The organism is Thiothrix fructosivorans, from assembly GCF_017349355.1.
Taxonomy (GTDB): Bacteria; Pseudomonadota; Gammaproteobacteria; order Thiotrichales; family Thiotrichaceae; genus Thiothrix; species Thiothrix fructosivorans.
The window spans coordinates 39,363-54,031 of the sequence record NZ_JAFMPM010000004.1 but is presented as its reverse complement, the minus strand read 5'-3'; the positions used below and the strand labels follow the sequence as shown (position 1 = coordinate 54,031).

Below are 14,669 nucleotides of genomic sequence, written 5' to 3'. Positions count from 1 at the left end.
AATAGGTCAAACAGGGGGGGAGTGAGTATGAATGGTTTGCATGTCGTCAAAAGCCTACCCTTGGCGCTTACCGTTTTACGGGCGGTACTGGGGCCAATAGTGGTGTTGCTGGCACTTTATTATCCGTCCAGACCTGCATTCGGTTTTTGTTTGGTGGCAGCTTTCCTGTCAGATATTGTTGATGGCATTCTGGCTCGCCGTCTGGGTATTGCTACGCCGAATCTGCGGCGACTGGACAGTATGGCGGATTCAGTATTTTACATTGGGGCCGCTTATGCTGCCTGGTATTTGTATCCCGCAGCGATAAACGAACGCTTGTTCCCCCTCTCTATTCTTGTCCTACTGGAACTCAGCCGCTATATGCTGGACATGGTGAAATTCCAGCGCGAGGCGAGTTACCACATGTGGTCATCCAAACTATGGGGAATTTGCCTGTTTGTTGGTTTCAGCGCCTTGCTGATATTTGGTGTCGACAATGGACTGGTTTCGGCGGCCATCTATGCGGGCATCCTCGCCGATATTGAGGGGCTGGCTATCTCCCTGGTGTTACGGGAATGGAAGTATGATGTCCCTACCCTGCTGCACGCGATCAGGTTGCAGGCATTGCATGATCGGGGATAACTGCTTGCAGGTTTCTGGCCTAAAGACCCGAGGTGTTCGCGGGCGGCAATGAGGTCAATTTCTGGCTTGCGTATTCCCGTTCTGCCGGGATGATTTCACCTGAGGGTGAGCCGTCTAGGTTGTATCTCATCGGCTGCTGCATAATATTATTCAAATATTGAATAGTCGAGGTGTGATGCAGCAGCAGTTGCTGTACAACCCGTTTGCTGGCACTGACGTGGTTCTCACTGATGTAGCGGAAAATGGCTTTTTCGATACCTACTGCCAGTGGCAGATGATCACGCCATGCCCCAAAATGCCCATTGAGTTGTTGATCGAGTTCTTGCTCGCGGATGGTGCTGGGAGGAGTGACCACTTTTTTGGGGGCAGCCGGTTTTTTACGGGGGGCTTTTCCCTTGACCGGTTTGTTGCGAGGGGGTGATGGGGTTGCTGATGCTTCACGCCGTATGATCCGTTTACCCGCTACGGTTTTGATGACAGAGGATGGTGTTCCTTCTGGTTTGTCTGTTTTTCTGGTCAGTGACAGGGTTTTACGTGGTTTGTCGGTCATGGCGTAAGGCTGTTGTCCAAGGTTTCCAGAGTGTAAACGGATGCAATACCGATACTTTCCTTACCAATCTAACACGGGATTATAAATTTACAAGGTGGCGGGTTGCCTTACAGGCCGGGCTGCTACAGGTTACGCTATCGCTACATCCCGGTGGGACTCCGCCTTACACATCCCTAACCTCTCCAAAAGTGCCAGCTACGCACGCACTTTTTCCGCACTGACGTTTGGCATGAGGACACCAGACCTGCTGGTAGCAGGACTGGTGGCAGTGGTTTGTCCTAGCAGGGGTCACTTCAGAAAACGGAAAACAAAGCACGTTAAGTTGATACCTGTACGGTTGGGGCATACCCTAACCTGATGTCAGATAGAGAACACAAGATATGTCAGAATAGGGCTTGTTTCAGCATTATCTGACGGTGTACGGGCTACATCTTAGGTTTCAACCTGACAGTCCTTTCCTTAGCGTGCTTCATTTTCCGTTTTCTGAAGTGACCCCTTACACGACAAGACAAAGCGCGAACGCAAAGACAGAGTATCGGTTCTCGATGAAATCGATTTTGAACTGGCACTGATGCACCGCGACGAGATCAACGTGGCGTATATCCTCAACCTGTTGCGCGAGATTGCGAAAATTAAGGGCGAGACGACCGAACCAAGGCACAACGCCGTAAAGCCGTCATCGACCTTGTAGCGGGTTCCGTGCAACTCCGTAGCAAGCGCTAACTGATCGAAGCCTTCATTGACGAGAATCTGCTAACCCTCAAGCCTACCGACGACCTGGATAGCGCGTTTGCTGCGTATTGGGATACCCGCAAGCAACAAGCCTTTGACGCTTTGTGTGCCGAAGAAAACGTTGCACCGGATGCGCTTGAACAGATACTCAAAACTTACGTATTCGCCAACCGCTTGCCGCGTGAAGAGGAAATTGTCGAAGCCTTGACCTTCAAGCCGAAAATCTTGGAGCGCAAGGGCGTGATTGCACGGGTTAAAGACAAAATCACTGCGTTTATTGAAACGTTTGTGGAGCAACTGTCTTGATGTTGGGTGAACTTAAACAAACGTCACTAAAGTCCCATAGGATTTCGGGGATGACTATCTAATTGGCTACTTCAGAAAACGGAACATAAAGCCAGTTAAGGGGTTTCCGAAGCTGGAACCCAGCGATACAGCGTGGGAACAGATACCCCAAGGTTTTTGGCAACATCTTTGGGCGGTGTCCCCCCAGCCAGCAGCTTTTTCGCCGACTCAACCTTGCTGGCGGTCATCTTGCGTTTACGTCCCCCTTTACGCCCAAGCTGGCGTGCTGCCGCCAACCCAGCACGGGTGCGTTCCACCGCCAGCTCACGTTCCATCTGGGAAAGACTGGCCATGACATGGAAAAAGAAACGCCCTGATGGCGTGCCAGTGTCGATGGCATCCGTGAGGCTTTTAAACTGGATACCCTTCTTGTGCAAACCTCCGACCATATCGACCAGTTGCTTGACGCTGCGCCCCAGCCGGTCGAGCTTCCACACCACCAAGGTATCCCCCTCACGTAGCATCTCCAGCATCTTGTCCAGTCCGGGACGTTCTGCCCGGCTGCCGCTGATCTTGTCATCAAAGATTTTCTGGCAACCGGCAGCTTCCAGTGCCGCAATTTGTAGGCCAAGGTTTTGGTCTTGGGTGGAAACGCGGGCATAACCGATCAGCATGGCTCATCCCCTCTGGATGGATAGGTTCTTGAAACTGGTTGATAGCTTCACCTATTGAGAATAGCATTTCAAGAATTGTTTTTGAGAACCCCAATGCCTTGGTTTTACGTACCATGCGGTGGGTCTGGGCGACCTTCTCAAAAACCTTCGTTTCCAAGAACCATGCGCCTATCCACTTCCCCTTTTGAGAGTCCGCCCTATGGCAAGAATGAGAATCTTCAACCGTTTGGAAGAGGAGGCATTTGAATCACCCCCCGTGTTCAACAGCGCGGAACGCAAACGGTTTTTCTCCTTGTCATTGGCACTGGAAGAACCGTTATTGAGCCTGCGGACACCCACTAACAAAGTCTGTTTCTTGGTGGTGGTTGGGTATTTCAGGGCACGGCACAAGTTCTTTGCCCGGCAATTCCGTCAGACGGATATTGCGTATGTCGCAAGCCAGATGGGTGTGAACCCGGCAGTGGTTTCCATTGGTGCTTACGGCAAGGAAACGTATGCCCGCCATCAACGGCTAATCTTGGCACACTTCGGCTACCGCCCCTTCGATGGTACGGCAAAAACCGCCATCACCAACGAAATGGCGGCATTGGTGCGTGTCCAGTCCCGACCCAAACTGGTGCTGTTGGAAGGCATCCAAATGCTTACCCGCGAGAAGGTTGCGCTCCCCAGCTACAACGTACTGGCTGACCTGACGGTCGCCGCCATCGACCGTCACCACGCGCTGCTCCTAAAAACCGTCAACGACCATCTCAACAAAACCCAGCGTGACCAACTCGATGCCCTGCTGGAGAAGGGGCCGGATAATGGCGGTGGGGATGGTTGGCGCTACCACCTCACGTTGCTGAAGAAAGCCAACCAGTCCACCCAGCCGTCAAAAATCAAGGCCAATCTGGCTGACATGGATACCTTGCAGGCACTTTACCTTGACCTTAAGCCGGTAGTGGAACGCTTGGGCTTGGGTTACGGGTATACCCGCCACTATGCCTACACCATCATCAAGGCACGGATTTCCCAAGTCATGCAGCGTTCCGATAATGACTGTTACCTGCACCTGATCGCCTTCATCGCGTACCAGACCTTCAAGCTCAATGACACCCTGACCGACACGCTGCTGGGTGTGGTGCAGGCAGCAACTAATGCGGCATTGAAAGACCAAAAGGAAACCTACTTCAAGGCGCGGGAGCAACACCGCCAATCCCTTGCCACCCTTGTTGAGCAGCTACGCCAGAATGTCCACGGGGCGCTGGATGCCATCCGGCAAATCGTGGCGGACGGGCAATTGGGCGACAACCAGAAGCTTGCCCTGATCAGTGCGGCACTGGATACGGAAGATGCCACACCTGCACAGGTCGACAGGCACATCGACGGGTTCAAGCAAGAGGTGGCGGAACTCCAGCAAGGCCAAGACTACCTCACCCGGCTGGAAGCCCATTCCCTCAAGCTGCAACACCGCGCCGCCGACATCGTGCGGCAGATACAGTTTGCGCCAGACTGCAACAAACCGGCGTTGTGGGAAGCACTGCGGCATTACCAGAAAAGTGACGGCAACCCTGACAAGGGTGCGCCCACTGGCTTCCTGTCCACGGAACAATGCGCCGCACTGACCGGCCCGGACGGCAAGTTCCGCATTTCGCTGTACAAGGCATTGTTGTTTGTCGGGGTCGCCCAAGCCATCAAGTCCGGGGCATTAAACCTCATCCACTCGGAGAAATACCGCTCCCTCGGTGAATACCTGATCCCCAAAGCCGACTGGGTGGCGAACCGCGCCGAATACCTGCACCGCGCCCAGCTCGACCGCTTCGCCGATTGCAGTGCCACCTTGGCAGCACTGGGGCAAGAGCTGGATGGGCGTTACCAGCAAACCAACCAGAACTTCAAATCAGGCAACAACCCGTACCTGACAGTACGTGCCAATGGCAGCATCCATGTCAGCACCCCCAAACTGGGGGAAGTCGAATCCCGCTCATTGGGGGAGTTTTTCCCGGAACGCAAATACATCCCGATGCTTGAGATGCTGGCGACGGTAAGCCATGCCAGCGGGTTCCTTGATGAGTTCGTGCATTGGCAGGTTAAGCACCAGCGCACCCGGCCTGCCAAGAAAACCCTGTTTGCCGGTATCATCGGCTACGGCTGTGACATTGGCCACCACAAGCTGGCACAGATTTCCCAGCAGATCGACGGGGGTGAGCTGGACAACACCGTCAACTGGTATTTCTCGCTCCAAAACGTGCAGGCCGCGAACGACCGCATCCTACAGTTGACTGACCGGCTGGGCTTGCCGGACATCTACCGCAGCAGCCCCGGTGTCCTGCATACCTCCAGCGACGGTCAAAAATTCGGGGTAGCGGTGGATTCCCTGAACGCCAACTACTCGTTCAAGTATTTGGGGAAAGACAAGGGGGTCAGCGTGGCAACCTTCATCGACATGCGCCACCTGATGTGGCATTCCATGGTGATCAGCGCCTCCGAACGTGAGGCCGCCTATGTGATCGACGGGCTGATGCACAATGATGTGGTCAAAAGTGACATCCATTCGACCGACACACACGGGTATTCGGAAGTTATCTTTGCGGTCACGTACCTGCTGGGGCCTGAGTTCGCGCCCCGGATCAAAGGGCTTGGGAAACAGCACCTCTATGCCTTCAAACCCCGCAAGCATTATGAAGACCAAGGCCACGTCCTGCTGCCAGACCACACTATCCGCACCCACCTCATCGAAGCGCAGTGGGATGAAATCCTGCGCTTTGTCGCCACCATCCGCTTGAAAGTGACGACCGCTTCCCAGCTCTTCAAACGCCTGAACTCCTACTCCAACCAGCACCCGTTGTACCAAGCGTTGAAGGAGTTTGGGAAAATCATAAAAAGCCGTTTCATCCTGAAATACTACGACGATTGCCAATACCGGCAAGCCATCGAGAAGCAGCTCAATAAGGGGGAAAGTTCCAACAAATTTTCCAAGGCCGTCTCCTTCGGGAACAACCCGGCATTCACCCAAGGCGAGAAGGAAGACCAAGAGGTTGCTGAGGGTTGCCGCCGCCTGATCAAGAACGCGGCGGTATGCTGGAACTACCTTTACCTGTCACGGGAGCTGGCTACCGGAAAGGATGAAACCCGGAAGGCAGAACTGCTCGACGCCATCCGCCACGGGTCTGCCCTGACGTGGAAGCATTTTAACCTGCATGGGGAATTCGATTTCTCGGATGAACGCATGGTCGATTCGGTGGGTTTGGCAGTCCCCAAAAAACCGGGTGGCTGGCAGGGCTGAAAATGGGAAGTGGGCGCTACACCTTACTGGCTATGGGTTTGCGCAAAATCCTATGGGACTTTGGTGTCGTTTATGCAAGTTCACCCATCCTTGACCTTGTGTTCGGCTTCGCTATGTTGTATCCGTTCCCGCAAGCCACTGACGCGCAACATCTGAATCCATGACACCAAGAACATCAGGATCAAATTCGCCACGGCAATGCTCAGGTCGTGGGAAGTGTCCCAGCGGTTGTTATTGAAGGCGAGCGCCCACCCATTCCCCATCTGCAACAAGAGGGCAGCGAGATAGCTGAGGAAAAAATACGTGGCAATCTTGTTGCCCCGCTGCGTCAACACCGCTCCGACACCTAAGTTCAAAAAAAATACTACGGCGGTAATCCACACAATCAGGACAGTTCCCCCCGGAATGCCTCCAATAACACCGATGAGGGCAAGGGAAAACCACGCCAGTGCCTGATAGAGCCTGTCCAGCCGGGGGAGATGCTGCTTAATGTCCAGCAAAATGCGGCTGAACCACAGCAGTGATGCATCGCCCAGTAATGCGGGGGTGGTAAAGAAATAGGAATGGGTATTGCCCAAAAAGGCGAGGCTGGCAAAGACGGGGTTGGTGCGGTGGATGGTCGCCATCACCATCAGGATATTGAATGCGAAGACAAGGTAGCTGGTTTCGCGCAAGTTGAAAAACATCAGCAGTTGGTACACCGCCAGCATGAACATGGCGACATACAGGCTACCCAGCCGCAGGTGTTCAGCATCGCTGCGTTCCAGCATCGCGCTGGTGGACAAAAATTCGATGGGAAGCTGGAGGATGGCATCACCGTTGGTGGCACGCATATAAACATCGAAGGTTTCACCCTTGGACAAATCCAGCAACCATGCCCTGCGCCGATAATCGTCCAACGGTTTGGCGTAGCGGGCAGTAGTCGTGGCATTCCCCACTTGTGGGCTAGCGGAGGGAAATAGGTACAAGCCAAACTCATCGCCCAGTAGCGCATCCAGCCGCAGATACCACTTTTCGCCAGTCTGGTTGATCACGGAAAAATGTACCCACCACGCGGAACGGGTGCGCCCGAAGTTCAGACGGTCGTTGGTGTTGGGGATAAAACGGGCAGTATTGGTGGGGGAAAGGATTTGTTGCAGTGTTAGGCAGCGGCAGGGGTCTTCCAGATAGGCGCTGGATTTGGCTGCCAATATGCTGCTGCTGTGTGATGTCAGCATCACTGGGGATGCGGTGTCAGCCACCACGGGCAGGGCAAGGCCACCCAACAGGAAACACCACCACCAGACAAATACCCGCAAGCCAGTCACCCCGTATCGTTATGCCTTGGCTAATCTAGCACAAGTTTATGCCACCCAAGATGACAGATTGCCGATTTTTTTAGGGATAGGCGGCATAAAAAGCCCCGCAAACTACGACTTTAGTTGTAGTTAATGGGTCATTCGGGTGATTGCCACCTAGCAATGCGACTGTACAATTGCTAGCCATTTACCAGATACATAAGGAATTGAATTTTGAAAACCTACCCGACACTTCTCGCGTCTTTTTTGTTGGCTGCCGTTACGCTGGGCAATGTTGCTGCTTACGCGGCAAGTGCTGACCCCAACAAGCCCGTGGGTGCGTATTTCTCCCCAGAATCAGCCAAAAGTTCGGCGGATGTTACCAGTAAACTGACCGGGCATTGGCAGTCTGAACAAGATGCCACTTATAAACTGACCATCAAGGGCAAGCAGTTTCTGGAAAGCCATAGTGGCGAAGCCATGCCTGACCAAACCTTTGAATATCAGGCACATTGTAAGTCTTTTGACGCAGCAGTTAAGTCCTGCTTGCTGGTGAAGGGTCAGTCTGATGCCACCTATTACGCCATTGTCAACAACGATGCCGAGCATCTGGAACTCAGTATCATTGGTGGCACGGGTAACACCTTGAAATTTAAACGCATCCCCTCTAGCCCCGTTGCAGCAGTAACAAAAGGCTGCAAAGCAGTGCAGTTTAAAAAAGGAGAGTTAGCAGCCGTGGTTGAGGGAACAACCGCTGAAGGCAAGACTGACTGCTACACTGTTAAAACAGGTGCTAATCAGACAATGACTGCTGAGTTGATTGGTAATAGCGACGATATTAAAAATACGGCGATAACCATTCCCGGCATTGGTGATGTTAGGGATACTTTCCAATTCAAAACAGAGAAAAAAACTTATGAGATCCACATTTCTCAAATAAAGGGTGTGGCTGAAAAGAAACCGTATGGATTGAATATCACCGTCTACTAAAGGTAGTGGGTCGAATCTGTCCAGTAAACTCACACACACGAGGAATACCCCAATGAGAACCCTAAACACCGTTATCGGCGCAACCCTGCTGCTGTTCTCTGTGACTGCGGCAACCGCTGGTGCAATAGAAAACGCAGCGAGCGCTGGCACGGCAGAACCCGCCTTCAAGTGCAACCCGAATGGCAACCAAGCCGAATTGAGCCAATGTGCAGCGGATGATTACGCTGCGTCAGACAAAAAGCTGAATGATACGTGGCAAGCATTGATGTCCATACACAAGCATGAAGAAAAGATACCTGCCCAACTGAAAAAAGCCCAAAAAGCTTGGGTCGCTTTCCGCGATGCCGAAGTCGAAGCACAGTTTGCCTGTGACGGCGGTAACTGCTGGGGCAGCATGGAAGGTATGTTGCGTAGCGGCGTATTGAAGGAATTGACCGATACCCGCACCGCACGCTTGCAGAAATACATTGACGACGGCTTGGGTGTGAAGATGGGCAACTAAATACCTTTTCATGAGTCGCTATTAGCAATATTCGGCGGGCAGTGTTGAGCTGTTCCGCCGCTTTTTTATCTGTCACTAAATGTAAATGCTTGCAATCAGCACCGCAAGGCGGTTGACGACCCGCAGTTGCACCGTTTCCGCTTTGTGACCGGCTCATTTGTCGCTTACAACCCGACTGCTTCAAGCCTTTTGGGTATCCCGGAGCGCGGCTACCCTGCCCCGGTTGGCAGGGTAGCCGGGTTAAGCCGCACCGGGTGCGTGTTTATTTTCCGCCGTGCCGTCGGGGGTCAGGGCTGCCAGCCTGCCTTTCAGTTCCGCTGCGGTTGCCTTGGCCTGTTCTTCAGCCTGCTGGCTTTGTTCCAGCCGTTGTTTCAGCTCCCCTTCCCTGCTGGCGGCATCCTCCAGCCGGGTTTGGAGGATAGCAAGCTGTTGCTGGACTTCCTGTTGCCCTGCCCTTGCCTGATCCCGTGCGGTTCTCAAGCTGTCTTGCTGTTGTTGGGCGGCGGTGAGTTGCCCATTCAGTGCCTGTTGGGTGCTTTCGGCGTTTCTCAGGTCGGCTTTCAGGGTGGTGTTTTCCAGCTCAAGCTGTTGGTGCGTCTGGCTGGCGGCCTCCAGCTTGTCCTGCAAGGTGCTGATGGTGGTTTGGTGTTCCCTCACCTGCCCTTCCAGTATCCGGGTTTGGGTTTCGTTGACGGTTAGCTGTTTTTCCAGTTCGCGATTACGGGCTTTTTCATCTTTGGCCTCCAAAGTGGCTTTCTCGGCCTTGTCGGTCATGGTTGTCAACCGTTCCTGCAAGCGGGAATTATCGGCACTGACCCGTTTGAGTTCTGCCTGAAGTTGTTCCACTGCTTCCTGTAAGCGGGCATTTTCGCTGTCCAGTTGTTCAACGGTGTCCATCGCTTCTGCCACTTCGACCTCAGCGGTTTCCTTGGCCTTGCGGGCGGCTGAAATGCTTTCACGTACACGGGACTCGGCAATTTCCTGTGCCCTGCCATACATGCGTTTGGCCAGCTCATCCAAGCTGCCTTTGGTGGCATCCAGTGCATCGGCAAATTCAGTCGGCAATTCCACCCGGTGGGATACCACCTGCCCCTCTAGGGCATTTTGCTGGCTTTCTTCCCAGATGGTTTTGATTCGAGCCGGATTGCCACCTCCCAGAATGTTGCGGATGGCAAAAGGTGTGACCCGTTTTTTATCTGCCAGCAATTGCATTCCTGCTTCGATGATCTGTTCGTTAGTGTAGGTGGCTTGCTTCATGTGGATCACTCCTGATTTGTCTGCCAAGCATTATATATTAACTTTACTTACATAACAAACAAACTTAACATACTTACTTAATAAAACAGCTACAACCATGAAGCTATGTATACAAGCAGACTCTGGGTACATTCTGAAAAGCGGCGTTATTACCGGGCATCCGTGTATAAGGATTTGCTGGGGCATTGGGTAATGATCAGGGATTGGGGTTCACTGGATACGAAACTGGGTGGCACAAAGACCGAATTGCTGGAGGGTTTCGGGCAAGGGAAGGCGCAATTGGAAGTGGTTGGCAAGCGGCGGGCAAACCACCGTTATAGGCTGGTGGAAGCTGATGGTATCGTGCTGGGTGCTTGTTGATTTGCTTAATTCTTGGTCATTATGAGCTATATTACTGTTTTATTAAGGTAGTTTCCGGTTAAACCGTCGTCTATACACGGTGTTATCCACAGATTCTGTGGATAGATTTGCGCTTGAAGAGTGTGCAAAACCGGCTCCCCTGTTTTTGGAAAGCCTACCTGCAATATCCTGTTCAGCGTCCTTGCTCAGGTGAAGACTCATAGCCCTGCCTTTGTCCGTGCTTGGCTGAGGATTTCACTCATGCTCATGCGGCTAATGCCACTGGCTTCTGCACGGTCAAGCACATTACGCAGTTCGCCAATGGCAAGCTACTTTTGTTCCTGGTCTTTGCGAATCAGGTCACGGATGTATTAGCTAATATTGCGAGCGGTTTTACCTGCAACATCACTATTATCCAAGAGGCTGGACGACGCAAATTATTCCATGCCCGCGTTAAAGCCATGCAAACACCTGACATCAAACATACAACTCCCCCTTGAACACTGTCACGGCTGAACCCGCCAGCAATACTCGCTCACCTCGCCACTCGACCAACACCTCGCCACCTCGCGCCGATGATTGATACGCCTGCATACTGGTTTTGCCCAACCGCTCCGCCCAAAAAGGGGCAAGCGTGCAATGTGCCGAGCCTGTTACCGGGTTTTCGTCGATGCCAGCAGCAGGGGCGAAAAAGCGTGACACGAAATCGTATTCCGTGCCATTCGTCGCAGCCGTCACGATAATACCCCGCGTGACTTGGCAGGCTTTCAGGGCAACAAAATCCACCCGCATCCGTCGCACTTCGGCTTCACTCCCCAGCAGTACCAGATAGTCGGTATTGTTGTAAAATACCGCAGCATCCATCACACCCAATGCAGCCAGTAGCCCGGTGGGCGCTTGTACCGCTATTGAAGGTGTCGCGGGGAAATCCAGCACAATCCGTTTACCGATGAGTTGCGCCGTCAGCACCCCACTGCGGGTATAAAAACGGGCGGTTGCGTCATTTGCTAACCAGCCTTCCTGCCAAAGAATGTGGGCAGTAGCAAGCGTGGCATGTCCACACAAATCGACTTCGACCGTGGGGGTAAACCAGCGCAAGCCGAAACCGTCGGCCTCGCGCCACACGAACACCGTTTCGCTCAGGTTCATTTCTGCACCGACCGCTTGCATCCAATGCGCATCGGCTGCCTTATCCAACAGACACACGGCTGCCGGATTGCCGGAAAACGGCTGACTGGTGAAGACATCGACTTGAAATAACGGCTGACTATTCATAGGGCGTACCATCCTTGTGGGTGAATGACCATTGCCCATCAACCAGCATTGCCTGTAGATCATCATCCGGGTAGCTTGCTTCATCTCCCGGCGTGCGGTCGCCGATTTCGAGATACAGCACCTCGCTATCCGTGTCGTTGCTCAGATTGGCAGCATTACCAGCACCTGCCGGAAAGCCTGCGCACATGCCGGGTTCGAGCTGGGTTGCGCCTTCGTTGGTGTGCATGGTCGGGCAGCCTTGCAGGATATAAACAAACTCATCCTGTTTCGTGTGCGCATGGCGCAAGGCAGAAATCGCACCGGGAGCCAGCCGGGTCAGGTTGACACCAAAATTATTCAGCCCGAAAAAGTCGCCAAGTTGGCGTTTTTCCCGTCCAGCCATACGTGAGGCGAAGGGCTCCGGGTAAATGGATGGCTTGATGCGCAGCAGGATGTCAGTGGCGTTGATAGCACTGTTTTTCATATTCCCTCCAGACTGTTAATTTGCAAAAATGCCCGCCAGACCTCATCCGGCTCCCATTCCGGCAGCATCACGGCTTGCGCCTGCTCTTCCGGCATTCCCAATACCAGCCGGTAATACTGGTACAAAAATGCAGAAGCACGGTAATTCAGCGCACAATGCACCCACACCTTGCTCCCCTCCAGCATTTGCATCAGGGCGCAGAAACGTTGCAGGTGTGCCAGCGTCGGCTCCTCCCATGACACGGGAATGTGGTAATAATCCAGCTCCAAACTGATGACGCGAAAACCTTCATCCTCCAGCACATTTGGCGAATACGGCATCGCCAGATTGATGACAGCCTCATACCCATCTTCGGCAATTGACTGGATTTCCTCCACCAACGGCTGACCAGAACTGGCAAGCCGTTCGTTGATGTAGTGGTAGTTCAGGATGGTACTCATGTCAGCCTCCGGTTTCGTGCTGGATCAGGATGGAAAATGCCTGCGCCAGTTGTTGATAGCGCATTCCGGGGCATTGCGCAATTTTCCTACCGTCGATTTCGCGCACAGGAATCAGTTTCGCGCCTGTGCCGGTGAGGAAACATTCATCGGCATTGTAGAGATCGTAAGGCGTGAGAATGGCTTCCCGCGCCGGGATACCGTTCGCCACCGCCAGTTCCAGCACGGTTTGGCGAGTGATGCCTGCCAATGCGCCTTCGGTGGCGGGCGGGGTCAGCAACACACCATCGCTGACGATGAACAGATTGTCTGCCGTACCTTCTGCCACGCAGCCCCTGTCATTGAGCAGAATGGCTTCTTCTACCCCGGCGTAGTTGGCTTCCATTCGCGCCAGAATCGCGTTGAGGTAGTTGAGGCTTTTGATACGCGAATCCAGACGATCCGGTGTCAAACGGCGCGTCGAAGCGATGATTGCCCGTACTCCTTGCGCCCGTTGCGCATCACTCACCATGTGCAACTGGTCGGCAATGATGATGACACTCGGCTGTTTGCAAGTGATGGGATTGATACCCAGAACCCCAATCCCGCGTGTGACAATAATCCGCAAATAGCCGTCGGTCAGGGGCGAAGCGGCAATGAGTTCCGCCACCGCTTGTACCAATTCATCGGCTGACAGTGGAATTGCCAGTTGTAACGCCTGCGCTGAACGCTGCAAACGTTTCAGGTGCAACGGCAAGCGGAATGCCTTGCCATTGTAGAAACGCACGCCTTCAAATACTCCATCACCATACAGAAAGCCGTGGTCGAACACGGAAACTTTTGCCTCCGAAGCGGACAGGATACTGCCGTCGATCCAGCAGCGGGCTTGGTCAAACATACGATTCCCCGAATCCTTGTTATTGCGGATGATCAGCTTACGGCTTGCCAAGATAGCAATACAGATTCAGATTATGTTTATTTAAGCGGTACAGTTTGTGAAGTGATCATCCAGTTCGCGGATGCTGGCGCGGAAAATGACGATGTACACCCTGAACTCTATTATGCCTCTGCCTTGGTTGTGACAAACCACTCAACAGTTGCTGACAGCACGACGACTTCCTTGGAATCAACTACTTCCATGAAGATCCCTGCGGACAATCGCCCACGGGATGCCAGTTCGGTTTTCCACCGCTGAACGTCTTCTGCTTGCGTCAGGCTGCGGGCAAATACCTGACCGGAGGCTGGTTTGCGGAATCTGGCTTCCAGCTTGCGTACCACCGGAATGAAACCTGCCCCGTCACCAAACTGCTGCATGAGAAACGCGCCAGAACCTGCCTCTGCCAATGCCAGTAACGCGCTACCATGCACCGTGCCGAGATGGTTGGTGTATTGCGTGCCTGCTGGCAGACTGAGCAAAAAGCCGCTTTCCGGGGCTGCCGCTTGCAAGCCGATGAGATGGTTGAAGGGGATTTGGGTGATGTCCATCGTTTTCCTCTTTCAGTTAGTCAGTTCTGGCGACAGTAAGACCGACAAATCATCTGGTACTTCCACCGACTTCATCCCCTGCCGCTAACGACAGGATCATAACCCAGCATTCGCTCAGCAATCAGCCTGAAATCCGCTTCGGTAATTTCCAGATGCCCGAAACGAAAGGCATATCCCCAATGTTTTTTGTCGCGGATGAAGGATAACTGCTCCAACAAAGGGCGGATGGCGGCAGCCTGTGCAGGCAGGAAACGGATGTCCCGGCGGAATGGCACAAATCCGGGGAACATTTCAAATGGATATACTGCGTCCCCGGCCACTTCGCCAATCGCTGTAAATGCCTGACAGAGAAGTGTATCCTCAAACCGTTCTTTGGGTGAGTAGTAAATGATCCAGTCACCGCTTGCCATTCGTTTCAATGGCTGAGCTTTACCGTGGCAAAGCTGGCAGAAACCACCGTCCACACCACGGCTCACATGATCTTTTGAAGCAACACCAATCCAGTAACGCATATTAATCAAACTCCAGTTCAAAATCG

The 14,669-nt window shown here is 53.2% G+C and carries 18 protein-coding genes; 8 read left to right on the top strand and 10 right to left on the bottom strand.

What is annotated here, in order from left to right; all coding sequences use genetic code 11:
- Positions 1-27: 27 nt before the first annotated feature.
- A complete protein-coding gene (locus tag J1836_RS00550) occupies positions 28-621 on the top strand; it encodes a CDP-alcohol phosphatidyltransferase family protein (RefSeq protein WP_207249210.1) in 594 nt (197 codons plus the stop codon).
- Between the two features lie 19 nt (positions 622-640).
- On the opposite strand, the gene J1836_RS00545 is transcribed toward J1836_RS00550, so the two are convergent.
- Entirely contained in the window at positions 641-1,171 is a 531-nt protein-coding gene (locus J1836_RS00545; protein ID WP_207249209.1) for a ProQ/FINO family protein, read from the bottom strand.
- A 550-nt stretch (positions 1,172-1,721) separates the two neighbouring features.
- Between J1836_RS00545 and J1836_RS21925 the strand changes: the two genes are divergently transcribed.
- Positions 1,722-1,862 (top strand): type I restriction endonuclease subunit R, EcoR124 family, encoded by a 141-nt coding sequence (locus J1836_RS21925; protein WP_372447652.1) that lies wholly within the window; start codon positions 1,722-1,724, stop codon positions 1,860-1,862.
- A 32-nt stretch (positions 1,863-1,894) separates the two neighbouring features.
- Positions 1,895-2,209, top strand: a complete 315-nt coding sequence (locus J1836_RS21715) for a type I restriction endonuclease subunit R, EcoR124 family (protein WP_207249238.1) — start codon at positions 1,895-1,897, stop codon at positions 2,207-2,209.
- A 95-nt stretch (positions 2,210-2,304) separates the two neighbouring features.
- Here the strand turns inward: J1836_RS21715 and J1836_RS00530 are convergent, their stop codons facing one another.
- A complete protein-coding gene (locus J1836_RS00530; protein WP_207249208.1) occupies positions 2,305-2,862 on the bottom strand; it encodes a recombinase family protein in 558 nt (185 codons plus the stop codon).
- Positions 2,863-3,070: 208 nt separating this feature from the next.
- Here J1836_RS00530 and J1836_RS00525 point away from each other — a divergent pair, with 208 nt between their 5' ends.
- The gene (locus tag J1836_RS00525; protein WP_207249207.1) at positions 3,071-6,127 is read left to right on the top strand and encodes a Tn3 family transposase; all 3,057 of its coding nucleotides are present in this window, start codon (positions 3,071-3,073) and stop codon (positions 6,125-6,127) included.
- 80 nt (positions 6,128-6,207) lie between these two features.
- On the opposite strand, the gene J1836_RS00520 is transcribed toward J1836_RS00525, so the two are convergent.
- Positions 6,208-7,425: a 7TMR-DISM family protein gene (locus J1836_RS00520; RefSeq protein ID WP_207249206.1), complete on the bottom strand. Its 1,218-nt coding sequence runs from the start codon at positions 7,423-7,425 to the stop codon at positions 6,208-6,210.
- Positions 7,426-7,638: 213 nt separating this feature from the next.
- Here J1836_RS00520 and J1836_RS00515 point away from each other — a divergent pair, with 213 nt between their 5' ends.
- Complete coding sequence (locus tag J1836_RS00515; protein WP_207249205.1) at positions 7,639-8,394, top strand: hypothetical protein; 756 nt, start codon at positions 7,639-7,641, stop codon at positions 8,392-8,394.
- Between the two features lie 52 nt (positions 8,395-8,446).
- A complete protein-coding gene (locus J1836_RS00510) occupies positions 8,447-8,896 on the top strand; it encodes a lysozyme inhibitor LprI family protein (protein ID WP_207249204.1) in 450 nt (149 codons plus the stop codon).
- Positions 8,897-9,136: 240 nt separating this feature from the next.
- Here J1836_RS00510 and J1836_RS00505 read toward each other — a convergent pair whose 3' ends face one another.
- The gene (locus tag J1836_RS00505) at positions 9,137-10,153 is read right to left on the bottom strand and encodes a DNA-binding protein (protein ID WP_207249203.1); all 1,017 of its coding nucleotides are present in this window, start codon (positions 10,151-10,153) and stop codon (positions 9,137-9,139) included.
- A 105-nt stretch (positions 10,154-10,258) separates the two neighbouring features.
- Between J1836_RS00505 and J1836_RS00500 the strand changes: the two genes are divergently transcribed.
- The gene (locus tag J1836_RS00500) at positions 10,259-10,513 is read left to right on the top strand and encodes a hypothetical protein (protein WP_207249202.1); all 255 of its coding nucleotides are present in this window, start codon (positions 10,259-10,261) and stop codon (positions 10,511-10,513) included.
- Positions 10,514-10,734: 221 nt separating this feature from the next.
- Positions 10,735-10,992 (top strand): hypothetical protein, encoded by a 258-nt coding sequence (locus J1836_RS00495; protein ID WP_207249201.1) that lies wholly within the window; start codon positions 10,735-10,737, stop codon positions 10,990-10,992.
- Here the strand turns inward: J1836_RS00495 and J1836_RS00490 are convergent.
- The 6 genes from J1836_RS00490 to J1836_RS00465 form a co-directional block, all read right to left on the bottom strand.
- Complete coding sequence (locus J1836_RS00490) at positions 10,970-11,767, bottom strand: PhzF family phenazine biosynthesis protein (protein ID WP_207249200.1); 798 nt, start codon at positions 11,765-11,767, stop codon at positions 10,970-10,972. The two genes, J1836_RS00495 and J1836_RS00490, sit on opposite strands and share 23 nt — an antisense overlap.
- Positions 11,760-12,230, bottom strand: coding sequence for a cupin domain-containing protein (locus J1836_RS00485; protein ID WP_207249199.1), 471 nt, complete (start codon positions 12,228-12,230; stop codon positions 11,760-11,762). Before J1836_RS00485 ends, J1836_RS00490 begins: the two co-directional genes overlap by 8 nt.
- Entirely contained in the window at positions 12,227-12,670 is a 444-nt protein-coding gene (locus tag J1836_RS00480) for a protein tyrosine phosphatase family protein (RefSeq protein ID WP_207249198.1), read from the bottom strand. The genes J1836_RS00485 and J1836_RS00480 overlap by 4 nt, the downstream gene beginning before the upstream one ends.
- 1 nt (position 12,671) lies before the next feature.
- Positions 12,672-13,544 carry a branched-chain-amino-acid transaminase gene (gene ilvE, locus J1836_RS00475; protein ID WP_207249237.1) on the bottom strand — a complete coding sequence of 291 codons (873 nt, stop codon included), beginning with the start codon at positions 13,542-13,544 and terminating at the stop codon, positions 12,672-12,674.
- Between the two features lie 161 nt (positions 13,545-13,705).
- Positions 13,706-14,131: a DUF4442 domain-containing protein gene (locus tag J1836_RS00470; RefSeq protein WP_207249197.1), complete on the bottom strand. Its 426-nt coding sequence runs from the start codon at positions 14,129-14,131 to the stop codon at positions 13,706-13,708.
- Between the two features lie 71 nt (positions 14,132-14,202).
- Positions 14,203-14,643, bottom strand: coding sequence for an EVE domain-containing protein (locus tag J1836_RS00465; RefSeq protein ID WP_207249236.1), 441 nt, complete (start codon positions 14,641-14,643; stop codon positions 14,203-14,205).
- Positions 14,644-14,669 lie beyond the last annotated feature (26 nt).

What these genes read in the sequence shown, in the direction of transcription:
- J1836_RS00480 (WP_207249198.1), bottom strand. Translation starts at nt 12,670, where the DNA reads ATGAGTACCATCCTGAACTACCACTACATCAACGAACGGCTTGCCAGT.
- J1836_RS00525 (WP_207249207.1), top strand. Translation starts at nt 3,071, where the DNA reads ATGAGAATCTTCAACCGTTTGGAAGAGGAGGCATTTGAATCACCCCCC.
- J1836_RS00490 (WP_207249200.1), bottom strand. Translation starts at nt 11,767, where the DNA reads ATGAATAGTCAGCCGTTATTTCAAGTCGATGTCTTCACCAGTCAGCCG.
- J1836_RS00505 (WP_207249203.1), bottom strand. Translation starts at nt 10,153, where the DNA reads ATGAAGCAAGCCACCTACACTAACGAACAGATCATCGAAGCAGGAATG.
- ilvE (WP_207249237.1), bottom strand. Translation starts at nt 13,544, where the DNA reads ATGTTTGACCAAGCCCGCTGCTGGATCGACGGCAGTATCCTGTCCGCT.
- J1836_RS00500 (WP_207249202.1), top strand. Translation starts at nt 10,259, where the DNA reads ATGTATACAAGCAGACTCTGGGTACATTCTGAAAAGCGGCGTTATTAC.
- J1836_RS00510 (WP_207249204.1), top strand. Translation starts at nt 8,447, where the DNA reads ATGAGAACCCTAAACACCGTTATCGGCGCAACCCTGCTGCTGTTCTCT.
- J1836_RS00485 (WP_207249199.1), bottom strand. Translation starts at nt 12,230, where the DNA reads ATGAAAAACAGTGCTATCAACGCCACTGACATCCTGCTGCGCATCAAG.
- J1836_RS00550 (WP_207249210.1), top strand. Translation starts at nt 28, where the DNA reads ATGAATGGTTTGCATGTCGTCAAAAGCCTACCCTTGGCGCTTACCGTT.
- J1836_RS00470 (WP_207249197.1), bottom strand. Translation starts at nt 14,131, where the DNA reads ATGGACATCACCCAAATCCCCTTCAACCATCTCATCGGCTTGCAAGCG.
- J1836_RS00545 (WP_207249209.1), bottom strand. Translation starts at nt 1,171, where the DNA reads ATGACCGACAAACCACGTAAAACCCTGTCACTGACCAGAAAAACAGAC.
- J1836_RS00530 (WP_207249208.1), bottom strand. Translation starts at nt 2,862, where the DNA reads ATGCTGATCGGTTATGCCCGCGTTTCCACCCAAGACCAAAACCTTGGC.
- J1836_RS00465 (WP_207249236.1), bottom strand. Translation starts at nt 14,643, where the DNA reads ATGCGTTACTGGATTGGTGTTGCTTCAAAAGATCATGTGAGCCGTGGT.